We start from the raw sequence: 21,685 nt of genomic DNA on the forward strand, positions 1-21,685 counted from the left end.
CCCCTTACGCAAGCTGGTCCCGCACGTAGTCGCGCCACCGTGCCGTCAGCGTCCCCGCCGAGAGCCCGAGCTCGGTGAGCCCCCGGTCGAGGCCACCTGTCTGGGCATCACGGTAGAGCCTCACCAGAGTCCCCTCACCGAACCGCTCGGCGATGAAGCGACACGCCAGCCACGCCTCCTGGTACGCCCGTGCCAGGCGTACAGGCTCCCGAGTGGACGGTGCGAATGCCGCAGGCCCTGGCAATTCGCCCGGCAAGCGCCCGGCCCGCACGTCGGCGGCCAACTCGGCGGCGGCCACCCGGACCGGCAACCCCGCGTCCCGGTAGCCCACGTAGTCGGCGAACCCCTCATAGAGCCACACCGGCAACCGCCTCGTCCCGGCGGCGACGTGGGTGAGCTCATGCGTGAGCACGATGTCCCGGCCGGTCGGGGTCAGCCGGGCGAAGTTCTCGGGCACCACGACCACTCTCCCGCCATCGGCCACCGCCGCCAGCCCGTCGACACTCCCCACCCCGGCCACCCGGGCAGCCTCGGCCGCCGAGCCGGGCACGAGCACCACGGGCCGCACCGGCTGGCCGAGCACGGCGGAGACCCGCGACCCGGCGGCATCGGCCCTGCGCGCCAGGTCGCGAAGCGACTCGGGCGCCGCGTGCTGACCGACGACGACGGAACGCACACCTCGTACGACCTCGGCGCCATCCCCCAAGAGGCCCTGAGCCTCCGCCGGAAGCTCACGATCATCGGCCGCCGGGTTGTGGCCGGTCGCGGACCGATCGGGACCGCCAGAGGGGAGACCGTGATCCGTCACGGGCTGACCGGGGCCGCCGGGCGGCACGTCACTGATCGTCGCGGACTGCTCGGGGCTACCGGACGATAGGTCACGAACCGCTGCTGAGAGGTCGTTCGCCCCTGGAGACGGGTGCGGGGCGGCGCTGGCCGAGGCGAGGGCCAGGAGCAGCACCCCCACCACCAAGACTCGGCGGCTCACCTGCACGGACACGTTCCCCGATCGTAGTCGCCCCGCGCCGCAGACCGGCCGTCACGGAAAAGCCCGGACCGGTCGTCGCAGAAAGGCCGGACCAGCCTTCGCGGAAAAGCCCGGACCGGTCGTCGCGGAAAGGCCGGACCAGCGTTCGCGGAAAAGTCCGGACCGGCCGTCACGGAAAGGCCCGGACCGGTCGTCACGGAAAGCCCGGAACACGCGAAGGTCCCGTCCCAGCTGGGACGGGACCTTCGTGACGGTCTTGCAGGCCGGACTTACAGGCCGGGACGCACCGCGCCCACGAACGACGCCTTGCGCCATCCGTTGAGCTTCTCGACGCGCACCGTCGAACCCGTCCTCGGCGAGTGGACCATCTTGCCGTTGCCGACATACATGCCCACATGGCCGAGCCCATGGAAGAACAGCAGGTCACCTGGCTTCAGATTCTTCCAGGAGACCTTCTTCTTGATGCGCGCGAACTGGCTGTTCGTCACGCGCGGGATCTTGACGCCGGCCTTCTTCCAGGCGTACTGGACGAGACCGGAGCAGTCGAAGGAACCAGGTCCTGTGGCCCCGTAGCTGTACGGGTCACCGATCTGGTCCTTGGCCACGGCGACGGCCGTACGGGCCTTCGCCAGTTGCCGAGCGACCGCTGTCTGCTGCGCGGCCTTCTTCACGGACGTGACGGCCTTCGCCGCTGTGGTGGTCCGGGAAACTTCGGCCGCATCACGCGTTGTCGCCGCCTGCGCCGTCGGGGCAGGGAGGACCAAACCTCCGGCCGTCACGGTCATCGTGAGCGCTGCGCCACTCAGGGCAATGCGGGACAGACGGGGGTTACTGGGGGAGGTAGACAGGATTTCTCCTTGGAGCTTCCACGAACGCCTACCGGGTTAGCTGACGGATTCGGGCCTGGAAGTCGCCCTACGGCGCGATACGCGCCGATTCACCCCTGATCCCGAGGGCGGGATCGCTGGGTCCCCGGCTCCGTGCCTCCTGGCTGCACGGACTCGGCAGGCCACCACCACGTAAAGACATGTGGAGAGGCGATGACCTAACGGATTTCTTATCTGTCCACATCGGGGACCCGATGGAGAGTCGCGACGCCATGGCTTGTTCGCCGCGACGCCAGAAGTTACGCCCTTGAGTAACGCGCTGGCAAAGCCGTCATGGGGTTGTCAGGATCACTCAGAGGTGTCAGTAAAGTCCCGAACCGCAGCTGGAGTGCCGGGTTATGTTACTCAAATGTGACCCTTCTCACACTTGACGACACAGTGATCTGTCAGGTCCCTTTTGTCACTCTTGTCACACTGGTCCCGCTAGTAACACGACAGGGCACCAGTGAATGGTGCCGGCGAATGCGCGGAAGTGGGCGACGCGAGGGTCGCCGACGGACCGAGATCAGTGATCGTCGTCACCCGCTGAAGGCATTCGAGCAGCGTGCAGCCAATCCGCCCAGCGGCATCGGCCTGCGTGCGTGGGAGGTCCGCTGCACAGCAGATCGGGGTCAATTGAACAGCCGGTCTGGTTCCGCCGAACAAGCGGCCGCAGCCGACTGAACAGCCGGTCAGAGGCCCTAAACCCAGGCCGAGTCCGTCCACGGCCGGATCCGTTGACCAGCAGACCGGATCCGTTGACCAGCAGACCGGGTCCGTCGACCAGCAGACCGGGTCCGTCGACCGGCAAGCCGGTGGTGTCCGCATGGATCGGCCAGCGTCCATCGGCGGACCATCCGGCCCACGGCCGCCTGAAGCCACGGACCGGGGTCAAGAGGGCGCACGTCACGGCGCCCAGCGGGCCCCACCGGAGGAGCGTGCCCCTGGACAGAGCCCAGGCACGGACGGCGGGTGGGGCTCACCGTGCTTGCCGTACCGAAAAATCGGTGGTTTTAGTACAAAGCTGTGCAGAGCTACGGACGGATGGCTCCCACCAGCGTGCCGCCATAGGAGGAGAGGGTGACGACCTTGACTACGTCGCCGGTCTGGGGGGCGTGCACGATCTGCCCGTTGCCCGCATAAATGCTGACGTGACCAAGCCCCGAGCTGAAGATCAGGTCGCCGGGCTGCAGGTCCTTCAGATCCACCTTGCGGGCCGAGCCCCAGGCCCACTGCTGCCACGTGGTGCGGGGCAGTGAGACGCCCCCGGCGCGCCACGACGCCTGCGTGAGGCCCGAGCAGTCCCAGCCGCGCGGTCCCGTGCCGCCGAACACGTACGGTTTGCCCACCTGCGCGTAGGCGAACCTGAGCACCGCGGCGGCGTTGCCGGAGGCCGAGCCCGTGTACTTGATGCCGGTGCTGTTGGGGTCACCGGTCTTGTAGGCGCCGAGCTTCTCGAGCAGCTTCTTCTGCTTCGCGATCAGCTTGCGGACCTCCGAGCGCTCCTTCTCGACCCCGTCGCGCTCCTTGTCGGCCGCCTGCAGCGCCGTCTCGGCCTTGTCGCGCTCGCCCTTGAGCCCGCGGTTCTCCCGGTCGAAGGCCGCCAGCCGCGCCACCTTCTCCTCCGACAGCTGCCCCGCGAGCGCCATGCTGCCCAGCAGGCCCGTGGGGTCCGGCTGGCCGATCATCGTGGGCCAGGAGGTGGCGTCGGGGCCGCGCTTGTAGGTGTCGACGGCCATCTCGACGACCTGGGCGCGCAGCGCGGCGACCGTCTCCAGCTTGCGTTTGTAGCTGGCGTTCAGCTTGCCGTACTCGCCTTGGGCCGCCTTGTACTTCTCGGTCGCCGTGTTGTAGCGGTCGACGACCTTGTCGGCCTGGTCGTTCAGCTTCTTGAGCTTGGCTTTCGCCTGTTTGATCGTGGGCTTCGGCGCGGCCAGTGCCTCGCTTGTGGGGAAAAGCAGCAGCCCGATCGCGAGACCCGCGGCCAGTGGCACCCGGCCAAACCTCACAGTGTCGCCTCCAGGGGAATGTATCTGGGGCGAAATGGTACAGAAGTGGCGGGTGAGCTTTCACCTCAACAACCGATTCGTAATCTAGGCGCGGCCCAGCCTGCGCAGCAGCAGAGCCGACGGAACCGGTCTGGCTCCCATGCGCCGGACGGACTCGGCCACCTCGCGGTCGGAGGAGACCACCGCCATGGCCCGGCCGGGCGGCTCGGCGCGGACGAGCTGGCGGATCAGGTCGTCGGCGATCTCGCCGGGCGCGCTGAAGAGCACCCGCACGCCGCGCGGCGCCACCACCTGGACGGGCGCGTTGAGCTCGGCGCCGTCGAAGACCACGGTCACCTCGACCCTGGTCTGCGCGACCAGCCCGCCGAGGCCGGTCATCAGCCGGTTGCGCTGGTCGGCCAGGGTCAGCGTGCCGTAGCCGGTCTTGGTCACGTTGTAGCCGTCGATGATCAGGTGCACCTGCGGCAGCGCGAGCAGCTGGTCGAGGAGCTGCGGGTCGTCGTCGGCCAGGGCGCGGGCGGGCACGCCCCTGACGCCGGGGCGCTCGCCCGTGAGCGCGGCCACCGAGTCGGCGGGCCTGCTGATCATGGTGGGCAGGGCCAGCTCCCTGCGCAGCCCGGCGGAGGCGTCCTGGAGCGCGTCGAGCAGCACCCTGACGCGGGCGTCCTCGATGCTCCTGCCCTCACGCGCGGCCCGGCGCGAGGCTTCGAGCTGCTTCTCCACATCGGCCAGCCGCTCGCGGAGCCGGCGCAGCTCGGACTCGCCCGCGCTGCCCGCGGCCGTGGCGGCGGACTTGGCGTCGTCCGCCGCGTGCTCCATCTCCTCGGCGCGGCGCACGGCCGCCTTGCTCCGCTCGCGGGCCTCGTGGAGTTTGCGGCGCAGGTCGGAGTTCTCGGCGCGGGCCGCCCTGAGCTGCTCGCGCAGCCGGTCGGACTCGTCCTTGGCGGCGCTCTTCTGGGCGGCGAGCTGCTCACGCAGCCGGCTCACCACCTCCTCGCGCTCGGTCCCCTCGGCCGCGACCGCCGACTGCTCAAGATCGGCCCGGGCGGCCTCGACCATCTCCGCCCAGCCGACCGGTCGCGTCAGATAGGCCGCGGCGGCCACCAGCACGGGGTCGGCGGCGGGGGGCACGTTGCCCTCGATCAGCGAGGCGACGAGCTCGGGCCATCCGGCGGCCACCGACTCGGCGACCACCTCGCGGAACTCTTTGTCGTTCTCCAACTGGGCGGCGATGGGCGCGCTGCCCAGCTTGGCGCGCTTGCGCGGATCGAACTTGGCGATGCCGCGCAGCGGCGGTGGAATCGTGGCAGCGGGCATGGACCCGAGGACCTGCGCCGCCAGATCGACGACGTTGAGTCTCACCTGCTCGGGAAGCGGGCGAGACAGACCTTCACCCGCTGAACTCATCCCACGGTCCCTTCGTGACATGCCCTTTCAGACAAGGGTACGGCTGTCGTGTACCTGTCCGTAACGGCAGGTCGCATATGGACAAGCGCTTGCTAGGGGTATACGACTGGGCCGGGACCCGCGTTCACCCGGTGTTCATCCAGGAGGCCGACCGTGACGGACGAGATGCGCACCTCCACCCGTGACCTGGAGGAACTGCGCGATCGGCTGGGAATCTGGCTCAGCGGGCGAGTTGACCGGCAGGTGACGGTGTCCGAGCTGTCGAGGCCCATGGAAAACGGCATGTCCAGCGAAACGCTCTTCTTCACCGCGTCCTGGCCCGGACAGCGCATCCGATGCGTAGCCAGGATGGCGCCCGCCCAGGAGGCGGTGCCCGTCTTCCCTTCCTACGATCTGCGGGCCCAGTTCGAGATCATGCGCTCGGCCAGGGAGAAAGCTGGGATTCCAGCGCCCAGGGCCCTCTGGTTCGAGCCTGACCCCGGCCCGCTGGGCACGCCCTTTTTCATCATGGAACGGGAGGATGGTGACGTACCGCCCGATGTCCTGCCGTACACGTTCGAGGGCTGGATGCTCGACGCGGCCCCGCACGATCGGCGCCGGCTACAGGACGCGACGGTGGCGATCGTGGCCGCGCTGCACGACGCGCCCTTCACCGAACGGGACCTGGCCGTACTCCCGGAGGGCGGGCTGCGCCGTCACGTGGACGAGCAGCGCGCCTATTACGAGTGGGCGCACGGCGGGATGCGGATCCCGCTGCTGGAGCGGGGCTTCGACTGGCTGGAGGCGCACTGGCCGCGCGACCCGGGACCCGACGTGCTCTGCTGGGGCGACGCCCGCATCGGGAACGTGATGTATCGCGACTTCAGGCCGGTGGCGGTGTTCGACTGGGAGATGGCCGCGGTGGGGCCGCGCGAGCTCGATCTGGCGTGGATGATCTTCCTGCACCGATTCTTCCAGGACCTGACGGAGGCCCTGGGCATGCCCGGAATTCCCGACTTCATGCGACGCGACGACGTTTGCGGGAAATATCGGGAGCTGACGGGTTATCGGGTGCGGGACATGGAGTTCTACGAGATGTACGCGGCGCTGCGACACGGGGCCATCATGGCCAGGGTGTGGCAGCGCCGGATCCACTTCGGCGAGCAGCCCATGCCGGACGACCCCGATGACCTGGTGTTACACCGGGCCACGATCGAGCGGATGCTCAAAGGCTGGCGTCATACACCATGAGCGCGATCTGCACCCGGTTGTTGAGGTCCAGCTTGGTGAGGATCCGCGAGACGTGCGCCTTGACCGTGGCCACGCTCATGTAGAGCTCGCCGCCGATGGCGGCGTTCGACTTTCCCTGGCCGACGGCCAGCGCCACGTCACGCTCGCGCTCGCTGAGCTTGGCCAGCAGCCCGCGGGCCCTGTCCGTACGCCGGCCCGCGCCGCCGCCGTCCTCGGAGACGTGCGCGATGAGCTGACGGGTCACGGCGGGCGACAGGATCGGCTCGCCCGCCGCCACCTTCCGGATCGCCTCGACCAGCTCGCGCGGCGGGATGTCCTTCAGCAGGAACCCCGCCGCCCCCGCGCGCAGCGCCCGCACCACCTGGGCGTCGGCATGGAAGGTGGTCAGCACCACCACCTCGGGCGGCGACTGGGCGGCGCGCAGCGCCTCCGTCGCGGTGAGCCCGTCGACGTCGGGCATCCGGATGTCCATCAGCACCACGTCGGGCCGGTGCGCGGCCACCAGGGGTGGCACCTCCGAGCCGTCGCCCGCCTCGGCCACGATCTCGATGTCGCCCGTCCCGCCCAGGATCATCGACAGTCCGGCTCGCACCAGGGCGTCGTCGTCGACGATCAGCACGCGGATCGGCACGGTCATGCGTCCTCCTGGGAAGTCTCCACCGGCCAAGGTAACCAGGCGCGCACCAGGAAGTCGCCTTCGCGGGTCGCGCCGTGTTCGAGTCGCCCGCCCGCGAGCTGGGCCCGCTCGGTCAGGCCGATGAGCCCGGCGCCGGCTCCGGGGATGCGCGTGCTCTGGCGTAGCCGCAGCGGGTTGCGGACCTCGGCCGTCAGGCCCGCCCCCGGACCGCCGACGACGGTGACCGTCACGGGAGCGCCGCTCGCGTGCTTGCGCGCGTTCGTGAGCGCCTCCTGGACGATGCGGTAGACGTTGCGGCCCAGCCCCTCCGGCGCGTCACCGGCGTCGAGCGCGAAGTCCACCTCCATGCCCGCCTCATGGCACTCCTCGATCAGCGGGGACAGGTCGGCCAGCGTGGGCTGCGGGCGGTCGGGCACGGGGTCGCCGGCCGCGGGCGCCGAGTGGCGCAGCACGCCGATCACCTCGCGCAGGTCCTGCAGCGCGTGGTGGGCGCTGCTCCTGATCGCCCCGGCGGCCCTGGCGATCTCCTCGGCGGGCGCGTCCGGCCGGAACTCCAGCGCGCCCGCGTGCAGGCTGAGCATGGAGATGCGGTGCGCGAGCACGTCGTGCATCTCCCTGGCGATCCGCTCGCGCTCCAGCCGCTTGGCCTCCTCCGCCGCGCTGTCGGCGCGCTGCCTGAGCGACCAGACGAGCTGCCGCCTGGCCCGGACCACGATGCCCCAGGCGAACACGGTCAGCACGATGGTCGCCCCGAAGACGTTCTGCCCCAGCACGCCCAGCTCCGTGTCGGGCCTGAGCATGGAGAACGGGATCAGGGTCAGGACGCCGAGCAGCGCGAGCGGCCCGGAGATCTTGAACGGCCGGTGCACCGCCACGGTGAACAGGGCGACGACCCCGGGGCCGCCCACCAGCGCCAGATAGACCGACAGCACCGTGGTCACCAGCGCCAGCGCGACCGGCCACCTGCGGCGCAGCCACACCGCCGCGCACGCCAGCGCGCCGACCACCTGCTCGATCGCCACCAGGGGCGTCGGCTGCCCCTCCAGGTCCGGCATGGTCAGCAGGGCCACTCCGCAGGCGGCCAGGAACATCAGGACGTCGACGATCCAGTCGCGGGTCGAGCGCCGCACCGGACGCCGCTCGTCGCCGTCCCCCAGCAGGACCGAGGGCAGCAGCCACCGGTATTCCGTCACGTTCCACGAGGTTAGAGCCTGCGCGGGCCCAACGACAGCGACCAAAGTCGATGGCCGCCGAGACCAACGGACGACGCGGCGGGGATCGCGGACGCGGAACGCTGGATGACATGAAGGTGATACTCGACCTGGTCGGCTGGCTGCTGGTGGTGCAGGGCGTCGGCGGCGTGGTCAACACCCTGCTCGGCTGGTGGCGGTGGGCCCACGACCTGCTGCTGGTCAACGTCCTGCCGTTCCTCCAAGGCCGCGAGATCTTCGCCGCCATCGTGATCGGCGTGCTCGGGCTGGTGCTGCTCGCGGCCTCGGCGTCAATGGGCAAGACGGAGAGCCAGACATGAGCCGCGACAACGCCGCGCCGGCCGCGCAACCAGGCAGCCGTGAGCACGACTACGCCGTGCGATCAGGCGAGCCGGACGTGAGTACGACGACGCTGCGTCCGCCGCGTAACCAGGCCGACAGGCGGGCGATCTCCTGGTGGACGGTCCAGGCGATGATCCTGGCCGTGCCGGTGGCCGCCGCCGCGGTGGCGGCCTACTGGCTGTTCACCGACCGGTCCCTCTGGCTGGGGGTCGTGACGGCCGTCTTCGCGGCGGGCTGCCTGCTGCTGGCGGTGACCGCGCCACGCGCGTACTACCGGGTGGAGCGCTGGGAGGTCACCGGCGAGGCCGTCTACACGCGCAAGGGCTGGCTGACCCACACCTGGCGGGTCGCGCCGATGTCGCGCATCCAGACGGTCGACACCGCGCGGGGGCCGGTGCAGCGGCTGTTCGGGCTGGCCGACGTCACGGTGACCACGGGCTCGGCGGCGGGCGCGATCAAGATCGAGGCGCTGGATCACGAGCTGGCCGCCGAGCTGGCGCGGCGGCTCACCGCGATCACCCAGGCGACGCCGGGGGATGCGACGTGAGCTGGCGGAAGCTCTCCCCGCGGAGCCTGGGCGCGTCGTCGGTGCTGTCGCTGGCGATCGTGGCGCCCGCGGTGACCGTCCTGGTGCGCGCGCTCATCGGCCTCGACTGGCCGCTCGGCGCGACGGTCGCGGCGAGCGCGGGCGCGGCGGTGCTGATCGTGGCCGGGGTCCTTGCCTACGACGGGGCGCGGCTCCGCTCGACCCGGTGGCGGCTCACCACCGAGCGCCTGGAGCTGCGCTCGGGCATCGCCGTACGCCAGCACCGCTCGATCCCGCGCGACCGCGTGCGCAGCGTCGACCTCACCGCGGATCCGGTACGCCGGGTGTTCGGGCTGACCGTCGTCAAGATCGGCACCGGAGAGCACCCGGGTGAGGGGACCGAGCTCACCCTGGACCCGCTGCCCAGGCGGGAGGCCGAGGCGCTGCGCCGTACCCTGCTGCGGACCGGCGAGGTCCCGCTCCGGGACGGCGGCGCGGTGGCGGAGCTGCGGTGGGCCTGGATCAGGTACGCGCCGCTGTCAGTGTGGTCGTTCGCGGGCGGCGCGCTGGTGCTGGGGGCGCTCTACAAGCTGCTCGACGCGTTCGGCGTGAACCTGTTCACCACCGGGACGGCGGCGGGCGCCTGGGGCTGGGTCACGGGGCGGCCGTGGCTGGCGGTGCCGCTGCTCGTGGCGGCCAATGTGGTGATCGGTGTGGCGGGTGCGCTGCTGTTGTTCGCCGAGTCGTGGGGGCGCTACCGGCTGGAGCGCGAGCCGGGGCGGCTGCGGCTGCGGCGTGGGCTGCTGACCAGCCGGTCGCTGACGCTGGAGGAGCGGCGGCTGCGCGGCGTGGAGATCAGCGAGCCGCTGCTGCTGCGGCTGGGCGGCGGAGCGCGGGTCAAGGCCGTCGCCACCGGGCTGCGCAAGGCGGCCGAGAACGAGACGGAGGACGTGGCCGCGCTCACCCCACCGCTCCCCCGCGCCCTGGCCGAACAGATCGCCGAAGGCGTCATGGGCCTGGGGCGGCCCGGAGCGGTGGCCCCCCTGGCGGAGCCTGGGCAGGGCGCGACGTCGCCCGCCGTAAGCCTGTTGCGGGCCGGGCTGGTGGCGCATCCGGCGGCGGCCAGGCGCAGGCGCGTCGTCCGCGCGATCGTCGGCGTCGTGGCGCTGGCCGCGTTGGCCGGGGTGCCCTCATTCCTCTGGACGTGGCAGGGCGGCTGGATCTGGCCTGTGGCCGTGCTGGTCATCGGGCTCCCGACCGGCCTGTGGCTGGCCGCCGACGCCTACCGGGGACTCGGCCACGCGCTCGGCCCGCGCCACCTGGTCACCAGGAGGGGCTCGGCCGCACGGCGTACGGTCGCGCTCGACAGGAGCGGCATCGTCGGCTGGACGGTCGAGCAGTCGTTCTTCCAGCGCCGCGCCGGCCTGCTCACCCTCTCGGCGACGACGGCGGCGGGAGACGGGCACTACGAGGTGGTCGACGTCGGCACGGGCGAGGGGCTCGACCTGGCGGCACGGGCCGTACCCGGCCTGCTGGAGCCCTTCCTCGCCGGGAAAAGCAGGGAGCCGCGGATCTCCCCCGGCTTGCCCATGCCCCTGTACTGGACAAGCTAGATCACGCGGCTCATTTGCTTTGCGGGCCCAGGCTATTTACCGCGCTTGCAACGCACTTGCAGAGCTGTAACCGTCGCCGTCAACCTCCCGCCGGGTGAACCATCCGCGACGCGTGCCGGGTGTGCCTCTGCGGGGAGCTGAGCGGCCCCCAGACGTCCGGCGCGACGCCGGTCATGCCTGTGACCGTGACCGGGCTCGCGGTGCGCGACAGTGGCCGCTGGACGGCCTGAAGCGCCCGGTCAAGCCGGACGCCCGCCACTCGGTCAGGACGGGCCGCCGTCCAGTCCGGCCGGACGCCCCCACCGGGTCAGGCTGGACGCCGCCGTCCAGTCCGGCCGGGACGCCCCCACCTGGTCAGGCCGGACGCCGCCGCCCCGTCAGCTGCCGATCGGCTTCTTGGCCAGCTCGGCCAGATACGTCTTGGCCAGGGACAGCGCTCCGTCGCGCGCTTCCTTGTCGGGCATCAGCTTGACCTTGGGCGAGTTGACGGGCTGGTCCTTGGGCCGCTCGGCGCCCGAGTAGTCCACCACGATCACCGTCGCCCCCTGCCGCAGCACCACCGTGCCCGAGGCGGCGAACGTCTCGCCGTGCATGATCCGCACGTACTGGCTGAAGGCCGCCTCCCCCAGGCCCTTGACCTCGGACAGCCCGCTCCACGAGATGCCGCCGATGGTGGAGCCCGCGTTGGTGCCGCGGCTGCCGCGCTGCCCCGTGTAGTAGGCCCGCGCGGCCGGCGCGTCCTCGACGCCGGCGCGGTTGGTGAAGCGGTGCGTGGTGATCAGCGCGCTGCGGATCCGCTTGACGTCGGTGCCCACGGGGATGTCCAGGTTCAGCCACCGGCACTCGGTCTGCGCGTCGCCGCCCGCCTCGGTGCCGCGGGCCCGCGGCGTGGGCGAGGGGATCAGCCGGGTGACCGGTCCGGTCATGGCCTGGCAGGCGGCCGGGAAGACGGCGAGATTGGTGGGCGAGGGCGTCGCCTCGGGCTTGGGCGTGCTGGTGACGGACTTGTCCGGCTGGGCCAGCATGTTGGGGTGCTGCGCCTTCCAGGCCGCGAGGCCCTTGGCGATGTGCCCGAGTACGGTGCTGGCCTCGCGGATCCCGTTGACCTCGGTGACCGACTGGGTGGTCGCGTTGCTGAGGATCTGCGTGTCCTTGCGCTGCTGGTCGGCTTGGTACTTGACCTTGATCGTCATGTCGTCGACGCGGGCGTGGGCCTCGCCGTAGGAGTACCACAGCAGCTTGCCGGAACGGCGCCAGGTGTACTGGGCGAACGCGGCGTCACCGATGCCGGGCACATCCTTGACCGGGGAGACGTACTCCTTCTCCCCCTTCTCCGGCGTGGGCTTGGCCGTCTCGGCGTACTTGCCGCTGCCGTAGTCGATGTCGTAGGAGTTCTGGGCCATGGTCCGGCCGGTCTTGGCGCCGTCGCCGCGGTGCTGCTCGACGCGGACGTCGATCTCCCGGCTGCGCCAGTATTCGCCGAACGAGATGCGGCGGTTGACCCAGTTGCAGGTGAAGCTGAGCGTGTAGTCAGAGTCCTGGGAGGTCTTGGACACCGTCGCCTGAGGCACGAGGCGTTCGACCTCGCTCTTGGGCAGCATCGAGCACACGTCGAGCGCCGGGGCCGCCGCCGAGATGGGCGACTTGACCGGCTTGGCCCCGGTCGAGGGCGTGGAGCGGGCGACGTTCCCGTACACGATGTACGCGCCCGCGCCGCCCGCGATCAGTACGACCACGGCGACGGCCACCACGGGCAGGATCCATGACCGCCCGCGCGGCGGGGGCGGAGGCGGGGCCGGGGGTGGGGGCGGCGGCGGCCACCAGGGCGACCCGGGTGGTCCAGGTGGCATGGTCGGCTGCTCGAACTGCCTGCCCTGGATCGGATAAGGGTTTGTCGGCGGCTCGAACGCGCTACCGGGATTCACGAGGGACTCCTGAGGTTGCCCTGACTTGCGGGGAAACATGCTAGTCACACCACTTGCAAGATGCTTGCGAAGGGCTCAGTTGCGCAGCGCCGCGGAGACCACGCGGGCGGACTCGATCGCCGTCTTCCTGTCGGCCGGGGAGCTCGGCGAAACGTCCTCGCGGCGCAGGATGACCTCGCCCACGAGGTTGCTCGTACGGAAGAGCAGCCTGCTGTCCGATCGGCCGGATTTGGTGCTGTTCAGGTAGAGCTCGTAGGAGTCCTGGACGAACGCCGCCTCGCCCACACCCGGCACGTCGGCCAGAGGGCCGACGGTCTTGCGGAAGACCGTGCCCTTCGCCGCCGCGCGGCTGCCACGCTCGCTGTCGAACCGCAGCCGGGCCACGGCGGGACCGCTGTAGTCAGCGTCGGGCCGCTCGGCCGTGGTCCGCACGGTGATCGAGCGGACGATCCGGGAGCCGTCACGCACCTGCCACACACACTCGCCCGCCCTGGTGCGCTGCCGCTGCACCGCGCCCGTCAACGAAGGATCCTTCAGCAGCTGCCCGGCCCGTGCGTCACCGATCAGCCCGCACGGGTCGGGCGCCGCCGCGTAGCTACCCGTCTCTTTCGGCTCGTTCAGTACGCTCACGCCGTACCAGCCGCCCACCCCCACCACGGCGACGACGGCCAGCACTGCGGGCACGAGCCACCATCGGCGCCGACGAGCGCCGGAAGCGGACACGAACCCCCGGCGAGCGCCGGGCGCGGGCACGCCGCTCAGCCGCTCGCCGATCTGCTCGGCCGACGGCCGGGTGGCGGGGTCCTTGGCCAGCATGGCCATCAGCAGCCCGCCGAGTTCGCGCCCCGCCCTGGCCGGGAACGGCGGGTCGTGCAGCAGGACGGCCGCGGCCACCGCCGCCGGCAGGGCACGCTCGAACGGCGGCCGGCCCTCCACGGCGGTGTAGAGGCTCGCGCCGAGCGACCACAGGTCGGAGGCGGGACCGGCGGGCTGCTCGTTCAGCCGCTCAGGGGCCATGTAGCCGGGCGAGCCCGCGGTGCCCCGCCGATCGCCCCGGCCGCTCATCGGGGTCGCGATGCCGAAGTCGGTGAGCATGGCCGAGCCGTCGGCGTCGAGCATGATGTTGCCCGGCTTGACGTCCTGGTGCAGGATGCCGTGCGCGTGCGCCACCCGCAGCGCCGACAGCACCTGCGCCCCGATGCGGGCCACGGCCTGCGGCGGCAGCGGGCCGCGCTCCTCGATGACCTTGTCCAGCGAGCGCCCGGCGACCAGGTCCATGACGATCCACGGCTGGTCGCCGTCGAGCACCACGTCGTGGACGAGCACGATGGCGGGATCGCGCAGCCGTCCCGCGGACCTGGCCTCGTGGATGGCCCGATCGGCGAACTCGGCCCGCTGGCGCGGCGTCAGCCCGGCCGGCACCCGCATCTGCTTGACCGCGACCTGCCGGTCGAGCGTCTGGTCGAGCGCCCGCCACACGGTGCCCGCGCCGCCTTCGCCGAGCCGCTCCACCAGGCGGTAACGGCCGGCCAGGAGGTAGAAGTCAGCCTGCACTGCGCAACGCCCGCTCGCTGGCCCGCGCCGCCTTCAGCGCCGACTGCCTGATGTCCTCGTCGGTGGGCTTGGTGGTGAGCGTGGTGTACTCGACGCTCACCACCAGGTTGGCCAGCCGGTAGTAGACGTGGGCGGAGTGCACCCGCCCCGACGGCCCGGTGAGCTCGAAGGCGAAGGCCTCCTCCCCGACGCCGGTGAGGGTGTGGACCGCAGTGCGCTTGGCCTTGAGCGAGTTCTTCACCCCGATCTCCGGCCAGGTCCAGTCGACCTGGTCGTACTTGGCCCAGTAGCGCTGCTGGTTGCCGAACAGCGTGTGGGCCGTCACCGGAGTCATCGACCAGGGGTCGGCGGTGTCGGAGTCCTTCTGGAGCTGCAGCCCCACGCCGGTGCCCTGGACCGGCCAGCCGCACTTGGGGCCCACCTCGTCGGAGCCGGGCTGTGGCTTGGGCGGCTGCCGGGTGTTCAGCAGTTCGCCGATCTCGGCCTGGGTGAGGAGCGAGCACACGTTCATGGGGACGCTGAAGGCTTCCGGCACCTTGTCCTGATTTTTCGTTACAAGGTAGGTGACGCCGGCGGCGATCACCAGCACCGCCGCGGCGGCGGCGATCCAGACGATCGCCTTACCGCGGCGCTTCACCCGGCCGGGCGCGGTGAGGTCGTGCTGCGTCGCGAGCCGGGCCGTCCGCCCCGCCGCGACCTCCCCGAGCGCGTGAACGGCGGCCCGCGCGTCGAGGCGGGCGGCGGGATGGCGCGCCATCATGGCGCCGAGGACCGGCCCGATCGGGCCGGGCACGACCGGCGGCGGCAGCGTCAGCGTCGCCCTGATCCGCTCGGCCTGCGTGCCGCCGTAGGCCGGCCCGCCCGCGGCGGCCGTGAACAACGTGGCGCCCAGCGACCAGATGTCGCTGGCCGAGCCGCCCGGCTCACCCTCCAGCCGCTCGGGCGCGATGAACCCGGGCGAGCCGATCATCAGCCCCTGCTCCGTCAGCGTCGCCTGCCCCTCCTGCCGGGCGATGCCGAAGTCGGTGAGCACCACCCGGCCGGCGTCGGTGAGGAACACGTTGCCCGGCTTGACATCGCGATGCTGCAACCCCTGCGCGTGCGCGGCGGACAGCGCGTCCAGGACGCGCGCCCCGATGTCGGCGACCTGCTCCTGCGGCATCGCCCCGCGCTCCCGGACCGCGTCCGCGAGAGTGCGGCCCCGCAGCAGCTCCATGACCAGCCACGGCCGCTCGTGCTCGACGATGACGTCGTGCAGTGCCACGATGCCCGGATGCCGCAGCCGGGCGGTCGCCTGGGCCTCGCGTACGGCCCGGGTCACGAGGTCGCCGCGCTCCTTGGCGGACAGACCCTCGGGCAGCGTGAGCTCCTTGACCGCCACCTCGCGGTCAAGCATCTCGTCCCTGGCCAGCCACACCCTGCCCATGCCGCCGCTGCCGAGCGGCCGCAGCAGTGAGTAGCGGCTGGCGAGTCTTCCCCCGGACATAAACGGAAGGGTAACTAAGGATCAAGCCGGACAGTTATTCGTTCGAAACTGATAACTGTCGGTCTACCTCTCTATGGTCTTGGTTCGTGGATCCGGTTCAAGGCACTCTCGACGAGCTCGGCACTCCGCTGAGCGACGTCACGTTCGTCGTGTTCGACCTCGAGACGACCGGGGGTTCCCCGGCCGATCACATGATCACCGAGATCGGCGCGGTCAAGGTGCGGGCGGGCGAGGTGCTCGGCGAGTTCTCCACGCTGGTCGATCCCGGCGGGCCGATCCCGCCGTTCATCTCCGTGCTGACCGGCATCACCGATGCCATGGTGGTGGCCGCGCCGCGCATCGAGTCGGTGCTGCCGGCCTTCCTCGAGTTCATCCGCGGCACGACCCTGGTCGCCCACAACGCGAGCTTCGACACCCGTTTCGTCAAGGCGGCCTGCGCGGCCCACGGCTATCCCCCACCGGCCAACCCGGTCGTCGACACCGTCGACCTGGCCCGCCGCGTGCTGACCCGCGACGAGACGCCCAACGCCAAGCTCGCCACGCTGGCCAGGTTCTTCCGCAGCCCGACCGATCCCTGCCACCGCGCCCTGCAGGACGCCCGGGCCACCGTCCACGTGCTTCACGGCCTGATCGAGCGGGCCGGCTCCTTCCAGGTCCACACGCTCGAAGAGCTCAAGTCCTTCGTCCGCGCCCCCACCCCCGAGCAGCAGGCCAAGCGCCACCTGGCCGAGTCGGTGCCGCACTCCCCCGGCGTCTACCTCTTCGAGGACGAACGCGGCGAGGTCCTCTACATCGGCAAGAGCACCAATCTGCGCAACCGCGTCCGCTCCTACTTCACCGCCGGCGAGACCCGCCCGCGCATCCGCGAGATGATCGGCATCGCCGAGCGGGTCCGCCACATCGTCTGCACCACCGCCCTCGAAGCCGAAGTACGCGAGCTGCGCCTGATCGGCGGCGCCAAACCCCGCTACAACCGCAGGTCGCGCTTCCCGGAGAAGGTCGTCTGGCTCAAGCTCACCGACGAGCCGTTCCCCCGGCTGTCGATCGTGCGCGAGCTCAAGGACGACGGCGCCGCCTACCTCGGTCCCTTCTCCAGCAGCCGCTCGGCCGACGACGCCCGCATCGCCCTGCACGAGGCGGTGCCGCTGCGCCAGTGCACCCAGCCGATCAGCCTGCGCACCCACCGCGCGGCCTGCGTCCTGTACGAGATGGGCCGCTGCGGAGCGCCGTGCGAGGGCAGGGAGAGCCAGGCCGACTACGCGCTGCACGCCCAGGCCGCCCGCCGGGCCATGACCCTCGACGCCTCGTCGGTCTTCTCCGCGGTGTCGGCCCGCATGGAGCGCCTCTCGGTCGAGCAGCGCTACGAGGAGGCGTCCGTCGACCGTGACCGTCTCGCGGCCTTCGTCCGCGCCGCGGCCCGCATGCAGCGCCTCACGGGCATCACCCGCATCCCCCAGCTGGTCGCCGCCAGCCCGGCCTTCGACGGCGGCTGGGACATCCACGTCATCCGCTACGGCCGGCTCAGCGCGGCCGGCGTCATGCCACGCGGCGCCCACCCCGTCCCCTACGTCGAGTCCCTCGTGGCCATGGCCGAGAGCGTCATCCCCGGCCCCGGGCCCGTCCACGCGGCCAGCGCCGAAGAGACCGAGTGCATCCTGCGCTGGCTGGAGTCACCGGGGGTCCGCCTGGTGGAGGTCGACGGCGAGTGGAGCCTGCCCGCCCACGGCGCCGCCCGCCACAAGGCCCGCATCGACCTCGCCTACCGCGGCCTCGATCAGGGCCGCTAGAGTTGGTCCATGGTCACGGCTATCGTCCACATCAACGCCGAGGTAGACCGGATCCCGGAGGTCGCCCAGACGATCGCCGAGATCGAGGGGGTCAGCGAGGTCTACTCCATCACCGGCGAATACGACCTGCTGGCGATGGTCCGGGTGGCCGCCTACGAGCAGATCGCCGAGGTGATCCCGGGGCGCCTCAACAAGGTGGCCGGCGTGCTCCACACCGAGACCCACATCGCCTTCCGCACCTACTCCAAGCACGATCTCGACGCGGCGTTCTCGATCGGCTTCGGCGAAAGCGACTAGCCGGGAAGATCAGGCTTTTTTACGGCCGGCACGGTGAGCCCCCATGCGCGTGCGGGGCTGGGCCCTGTCCAGGGATACGGTCCTGAGGTGTGCGGGGCCGGCCGCCATGACGAGACGGTGAGACCGTGGCTTCCGACGACCGCTCACCGCACCCGCCGCGTACAGCTCACCGCAAAAGAACGGGCCCGGACGGATGACCCGCCCAGGCCCGAACCGAAGAGAAACTACCGCGTCAGCGTGTGGTCGTCGCCGGCGCTGATCGCCGCGTGCTCCTCTTCCTCATGCCCTTCACCGTGCGCGTGCCCATCGCCGAGAGGAATCTTCTCCCCTCCGTACGCCTTGGACATCCGGGCGCGCAGCTTGCCGAGCGGGCCGCGCATCCCCTTCGGCGGGATGCCCGCGCCGTCGGGCGCGGCCGGCAGCATCAGCACCGGCTCCTTGCCCTGGACGTGCGCCTCGATGTCCTCGTGCGGCGGCGTGTGCAGCTCGATGTACTCGCCGTGCGGCAGCCGCTTGATCACGCCGGACTCGACGCCGTGCGAGACGACGCCCGCGTCGTAGCGCTGCAGGCCGAGGCAGATGCGATACGTGATCACGTACGCCAGCGCGGGCAGTACGAAGATCAGCACCCGCCCCACGTACGTGGTCATGTTCAGGCTGATGTGGAAGTTGGCCGAGATCTCGTCGTTGGCGCCGAGCAGCCAGAGCACACCGTAGAACGTGATGGCCGTCATGCCGATCGCGGTGCGGTGCGGGTTGTTGCGCGGGCGCTCGGCGATGTGGTGCTCACGCTTGTCGCCCGTGACCCAGCGTTCCAGGAACGGATAGAGCGCCAGGCCCGTCATGATGATGCCCATGGGCACCAGCGCCGGGATGATGACGCTGAGCGGCAGTGTCCCGGCATGGGACGTGCCGAACAGGTTGATCTCCCACGGCACCATGATGCGCAGCGCGCCTTCGAGGAAGCCCATGTAGAAGTCGGGCTGCGAACCGGCCGAAATGTCGGCGGGCGTGTAGGGACCGAACAGCCAGATCGGGTTGATCTGGGCGAAGGTCGCCAACCCCGCCACCACCGCGAACGTGAACATGAAGTACGCGCCCGCCTTGGCCATGAAGGCCGGGTAGAAGGGCGCCCCCACCACGTTGTGGTTGTTGCGGTTCTTGCCGGGCATCTGGGTGTGCTTCTGCGTCCACATGAGCACCATGTGGGCGGAGACGAGCGCCAGGATGATGCCCGGGATGAGCAGGATGTGCAGTGAGTAGAACCGGGAGATGACATCCTCACCCGGATATTCCCCGCCGAACAGGAAGAACGTGACGTACGTACCGACCAGCGGCAGCGAGATCGCCACACCCTCGGTGATCCGCAGACCGGCGCCGGACAGCAGGTCGTCGGGCAGTGAGTAGCCGGTCAGCCCTTCTAGGAGCGCCAGCGTCAGCAATCCGACGCCGATCAGCCAGTTGAGCTCGCGCGGCTTGCGGTAGGCGCCGGTGAAGAACACCCGCAGCGCGTGCACCATCATGCCGGCCACGAACATCAGGGCCGCCCAGTGGTGCATCTGCCGCATGAGCAGACCACCCCGGACGTCGAAGCTGAGCTCCAGCGACGACGCGTAGGCCTGGGACATCATGACGCCCTTGAGCGGGGCGTACGACCCGTCGTAGGCGATCTCCGCCATGCTCGGCTTGAACCAGAACGTCAGGAACGTACCGGTCAGCAGCAGGATGACGAAGGAGTAGAGCGCGATCTCACCCAGCAGGAACGACCAGTGGTCGGGGAAGACCTTGCGAAGATTGCGCTTGAGGAAGTTGCCCGCGCCGAGGCGCTCGTCGAGGAAGTTCGACGGGCCGCCGACGGCCTTGGGAACAGTGGTCAGCTCGCTCATGCCTGGCCTCCCTTGGACCTGGCCTCGGCTTCGGCGTCGCCGCGCTCCCAGTAGCTGGGACCGGGCGGCACGTTGAAGTCCCCCTTGGCGACGAGGAAGCCCTCGCCGTCGACCGTGATCGGCAGCTGCGGCAGCGGCCGGGCGGCCGGGCCGAAGATGACCTTCGCACCGTCGGCGGCGTCGAAGGTCGACTGGTGGCAGGGGCAGAGGATGTGGTGGGTGGTCTGCTCGTAGAGGGCCGCGGGGCAGCCCACGTGCGTGCAGATCTTGGAGTAGGCGACGATGCCGTCGTGCGTCCAGTTCTGGTTGGTCCCGGACTTGATCTCTTCCGGGCGGAACTTGATCAGGATCAGCGTCGCCTTGGCCAGGGCGTTCAGGTCGTGCTGGTAGCCATCGGGCACCACCGACAGGATGCCGCCCGGCGAGTTGAAGTCGGCCGCGCGGATCGGCTGGCCGGTGCCCTCGACGACGAGCCTGCGCGGCTTGCCGTCCTTGGTCTTCTCACCCCAGACCGTGTGCCGCAGCAACTTGTTGAAGTCGGCGCCGGGCATCTTGGAGTTGTCGAGGTCGCGCAGCAGCACCACCGGGAGCAGGCCCAGCGGCGCGGCCGCGAGCAGCAGCGTGCGGCGCAGCAGCTTGCGCTTGACGAACCCGCTCTCGTTGGCGCCCTGAATGAAGGTCTCGGCGACGACCCCCCGCTCCTCGTCACCGGAGACCATCGGGTGGCGCTCCTGGACCAGGGAGTACTTGGGCATGATCATGCGGACCCAGATCACGATGCCGGAGGCCAACCCCAGCAGCGCCAGCGTCAGCGTGCTGCCGAGCGCCAGGTTGGACACGCCGGTGCTCTCCGGGCTGCCCACCTGGAAGTAGACATACGAGATGATGAAGGCGATGGCCGCGAGGAACGTGACCGTGAAGCAGAGCGCCACGATCTTCTCGGCCTTGCGCGCCTTCTGCTCGTCCTGCAGCGTGACGCCCGGGACCTCTACCTCGGCGTCCTCGCGTTCGGGGGCGCCGAGCATCGAGGTGCCCGGTGCTGGGGTGCCGATGACGCGCCGGGGGACGCGCTCATCCGGCTGCTCGATCTCGTGCTCGTTGTCTGTCATGACTTCTGTCGCTTCTTCGCGGTGATCCAGATGGCGGCGAGGGCGAGGGCGCTGAGGCCCACTATCCAAGCTACGAGACCTTCGGTGACCGGGCCAATACGCCCGAGGCCAAAACCTCCCGGGTCCTTCTGCTCGCGAACACTGGTGATGTAGGCGATCATGCTGCGCTTCTCTTCAGGCGTGATCGTCGAGTCGTTGAAGACCGGCATCGCCTGGGGGCCAGTGATCATGGCCTCGTAGATCTGCGTGGGAGACGCCTGGTTCAGGTTGGGGGCGTACTTGCCCAGCGTCAGCGCGCCGCCCGCGCCGGCCCAGTTGTGGCACTGGATGCAGTTGGCGCGGAACAGCTCACCGCCCTTGCCCGCGTCGCCGAGCTTGGCGTCGACCTGCTCCTTGCCGGGCACCTGCGGACCGCCGCCGAGCGACTGCACGTAGGCGCCGAGCTTGCGGATCGAGTCCGGGTTGACCCAGCTGTGCTCCGGCTTGCGCGGCGCCTGGGCGCCGGAGTCGGCCGCGGGCATGCGGCCCGTGCTCACCTGGAAGTCGACGGCCGCGGCCCCGACGCCGATGAGCGTGGGAGCCTTCCCGCTGATGCCCTGCGCGTTGAGCCCGTGGCAGCTGGAGCAATGCAGCTCGAACAGGGCCTTGCCCTCGGCCACGTCGTCGACCCTGCCTGACGCGAGGGCCGCGTCAGCAGGCTTACCCACCTGAACAAAGGCGGTGTATGCCATCCCGACCAGCGCCAACGCGAAAATCAGGACGGCGTATCTCGCGAGGGGATGCCGCCGCCAAGCGGTGATCCTAGTCACAGA

The 21,685-nt window shown here is 70.5% G+C and carries 18 protein-coding genes and 1 riboswitch; of the genes, 6 read left to right on the forward strand and 12 right to left on the reverse strand.

Features of this window, described 5'->3' with window-relative positions; translation table 11 throughout:
• Nucleotides 1-4: 4 nt before the first annotated feature.
• The 4 genes from AB0H88_RS01870 to AB0H88_RS01885 all read right to left on the reverse strand — a co-directional run bounded on the left by AB0H88_RS01870 (nt 5) and on the right by AB0H88_RS01885 (nt 5,270).
• Nucleotides 5-1,000 (reverse strand): hypothetical protein, encoded by a 996-nt coding sequence (locus tag AB0H88_RS01870; RefSeq protein ID WP_357639968.1) that lies wholly within the window; start codon nt 998-1,000, stop codon nt 5-7.
• 257 nt (nt 1,001-1,257) lie between these two features.
• Nucleotides 1,258-1,659: a C40 family peptidase gene (locus tag AB0H88_RS01875; RefSeq protein WP_357639970.1), complete on the reverse strand. Its 402-nt coding sequence runs from the start codon at nt 1,657-1,659 to the stop codon at nt 1,258-1,260.
• 187 nt (nt 1,660-1,846) lie between these two features.
• Nucleotides 1,847-2,005, reverse strand: a riboswitch (cyclic di-AMP (ydaO/yuaA leader).
• Nucleotides 2,006-2,888: 883 nt separating this feature from the next.
• The gene (locus tag AB0H88_RS01880) at nt 2,889-3,863 is read right to left on the reverse strand and encodes an NlpC/P60 family protein (protein ID WP_357639972.1); all 975 of its coding nucleotides are present in this window, start codon (nt 3,861-3,863) and stop codon (nt 2,889-2,891) included.
• A gap of 84 nt (nt 3,864-3,947) precedes the next feature.
• The gene (locus AB0H88_RS01885) at nt 3,948-5,270 is read right to left on the reverse strand and encodes an NYN domain-containing protein (RefSeq protein WP_357639973.1); all 1,323 of its coding nucleotides are present in this window, start codon (nt 5,268-5,270) and stop codon (nt 3,948-3,950) included.
• Between the two features lie 153 nt (nt 5,271-5,423).
• On the opposite strand from AB0H88_RS01885, the gene AB0H88_RS01890 reads away from it, so the two are divergent.
• Nucleotides 5,424-6,500: a phosphotransferase family protein gene (locus tag AB0H88_RS01890; RefSeq protein ID WP_357639976.1), complete on the forward strand. Its 1,077-nt coding sequence runs from the start codon at nt 5,424-5,426 to the stop codon at nt 6,498-6,500.
• On the opposite strand, the gene AB0H88_RS01895 is transcribed toward AB0H88_RS01890, so the two are convergent.
• Both AB0H88_RS01895 and AB0H88_RS01900 read right to left on the reverse strand, forming a co-directional pair.
• Complete coding sequence (locus AB0H88_RS01895; protein WP_357639978.1) at nt 6,475-7,137, reverse strand: response regulator transcription factor; 663 nt, start codon at nt 7,135-7,137, stop codon at nt 6,475-6,477. The genes AB0H88_RS01890 and AB0H88_RS01895 overlap by 26 nt on opposite strands.
• Complete coding sequence (locus AB0H88_RS01900) at nt 7,134-8,330, reverse strand: histidine kinase (RefSeq protein WP_357639981.1); 1,197 nt, start codon at nt 8,328-8,330, stop codon at nt 7,134-7,136. The genes AB0H88_RS01895 and AB0H88_RS01900 overlap by 4 nt, the downstream gene beginning before the upstream one ends.
• Before the next feature lie 110 nt (nt 8,331-8,440).
• On the opposite strand from AB0H88_RS01900, the gene AB0H88_RS01905 reads away from it, so the two are divergent.
• From AB0H88_RS01905 to AB0H88_RS01915, 3 genes are read left to right on the forward strand one after another with little or no spacing between them, the layout of a single operon-like run.
• Nucleotides 8,441-8,668 (forward strand): hypothetical protein, encoded by a 228-nt coding sequence (locus tag AB0H88_RS01905; RefSeq protein ID WP_357639984.1) that lies wholly within the window; start codon nt 8,441-8,443, stop codon nt 8,666-8,668.
• Entirely contained in the window at nt 8,665-9,237 is a 573-nt protein-coding gene (locus AB0H88_RS01910; RefSeq protein WP_357639986.1) for a PH domain-containing protein, read from the forward strand. The genes AB0H88_RS01905 and AB0H88_RS01910 overlap by 4 nt, the downstream gene beginning before the upstream one ends.
• Nucleotides 9,234-10,829, forward strand: coding sequence for a PH domain-containing protein (locus AB0H88_RS01915; RefSeq protein ID WP_357639989.1), 1,596 nt, complete (start codon nt 9,234-9,236; stop codon nt 10,827-10,829). Before AB0H88_RS01910 ends, AB0H88_RS01915 begins: the two co-directional genes overlap by 4 nt.
• Before the next feature lie 377 nt (nt 10,830-11,206).
• On the opposite strand, the gene AB0H88_RS01920 is transcribed toward AB0H88_RS01915, so the two are convergent.
• The 3 genes from AB0H88_RS01920 to AB0H88_RS01930 form a co-directional block, all read right to left on the reverse strand.
• Nucleotides 11,207-12,754 (reverse strand): hypothetical protein, encoded by a 1,548-nt coding sequence (locus tag AB0H88_RS01920; protein WP_357639991.1) that lies wholly within the window; start codon nt 12,752-12,754, stop codon nt 11,207-11,209.
• Nucleotides 12,755-12,829: 75 nt separating this feature from the next.
• Complete coding sequence (locus AB0H88_RS01925) at nt 12,830-14,308, reverse strand: serine/threonine-protein kinase (RefSeq protein WP_357639994.1); 1,479 nt, start codon at nt 14,306-14,308, stop codon at nt 12,830-12,832.
• Nucleotides 14,298-15,794, reverse strand: coding sequence for a serine/threonine-protein kinase (locus AB0H88_RS01930; RefSeq protein WP_357639997.1), 1,497 nt, complete (start codon nt 15,792-15,794; stop codon nt 14,298-14,300). The genes AB0H88_RS01925 and AB0H88_RS01930 overlap by 11 nt, the downstream gene beginning before the upstream one ends.
• Before the next feature lie 86 nt (nt 15,795-15,880).
• On the opposite strand from AB0H88_RS01930, the gene AB0H88_RS01935 reads away from it, so the two are divergent.
• On the forward strand, nt 15,881-17,581 hold the full coding sequence (locus AB0H88_RS01935; RefSeq protein WP_357639999.1) for a DEDD exonuclease domain-containing protein: 1,701 nt from the start codon (nt 15,881-15,883) through the stop codon (nt 17,579-17,581).
• Between the two features lie 9 nt (nt 17,582-17,590).
• Nucleotides 17,591-17,878: an Lrp/AsnC ligand binding domain-containing protein gene (locus AB0H88_RS01940; RefSeq protein ID WP_225298448.1), complete on the forward strand. Its 288-nt coding sequence runs from the start codon at nt 17,591-17,593 to the stop codon at nt 17,876-17,878.
• A gap of 224 nt (nt 17,879-18,102) precedes the next feature.
• Here the strand turns inward: AB0H88_RS01940 and AB0H88_RS01945 are convergent, their stop codons facing one another.
• From AB0H88_RS01945 to AB0H88_RS01955, 3 genes are read right to left on the reverse strand one after another with little or no spacing between them, the layout of a single operon-like run.
• Nucleotides 18,103-19,764 (reverse strand): ubiquinol-cytochrome c reductase cytochrome b subunit, encoded by a 1,662-nt coding sequence (locus tag AB0H88_RS01945; protein ID WP_357640002.1) that lies wholly within the window; start codon nt 19,762-19,764, stop codon nt 18,103-18,105.
• Nucleotides 19,761-20,873, reverse strand: a complete 1,113-nt coding sequence (locus AB0H88_RS01950; protein ID WP_357640004.1) for a Rieske 2Fe-2S domain-containing protein — start codon at nt 20,871-20,873, stop codon at nt 19,761-19,763. Before AB0H88_RS01950 ends, AB0H88_RS01945 begins: the two co-directional genes overlap by 4 nt.
• The gene (locus AB0H88_RS01955) at nt 20,870-21,682 is read right to left on the reverse strand and encodes a c-type cytochrome (RefSeq protein WP_357640007.1); all 813 of its coding nucleotides are present in this window, start codon (nt 21,680-21,682) and stop codon (nt 20,870-20,872) included. Before AB0H88_RS01955 ends, AB0H88_RS01950 begins: the two co-directional genes overlap by 4 nt.
• Between the last annotated feature and the right edge of the window lie 3 nt (nt 21,683-21,685).

The organism is Nonomuraea sp. NPDC050680, from assembly GCF_040654555.1.
Lineage (GTDB): Bacteria > Actinomycetota > Actinomycetes > Streptosporangiales > Streptosporangiaceae > Nonomuraea.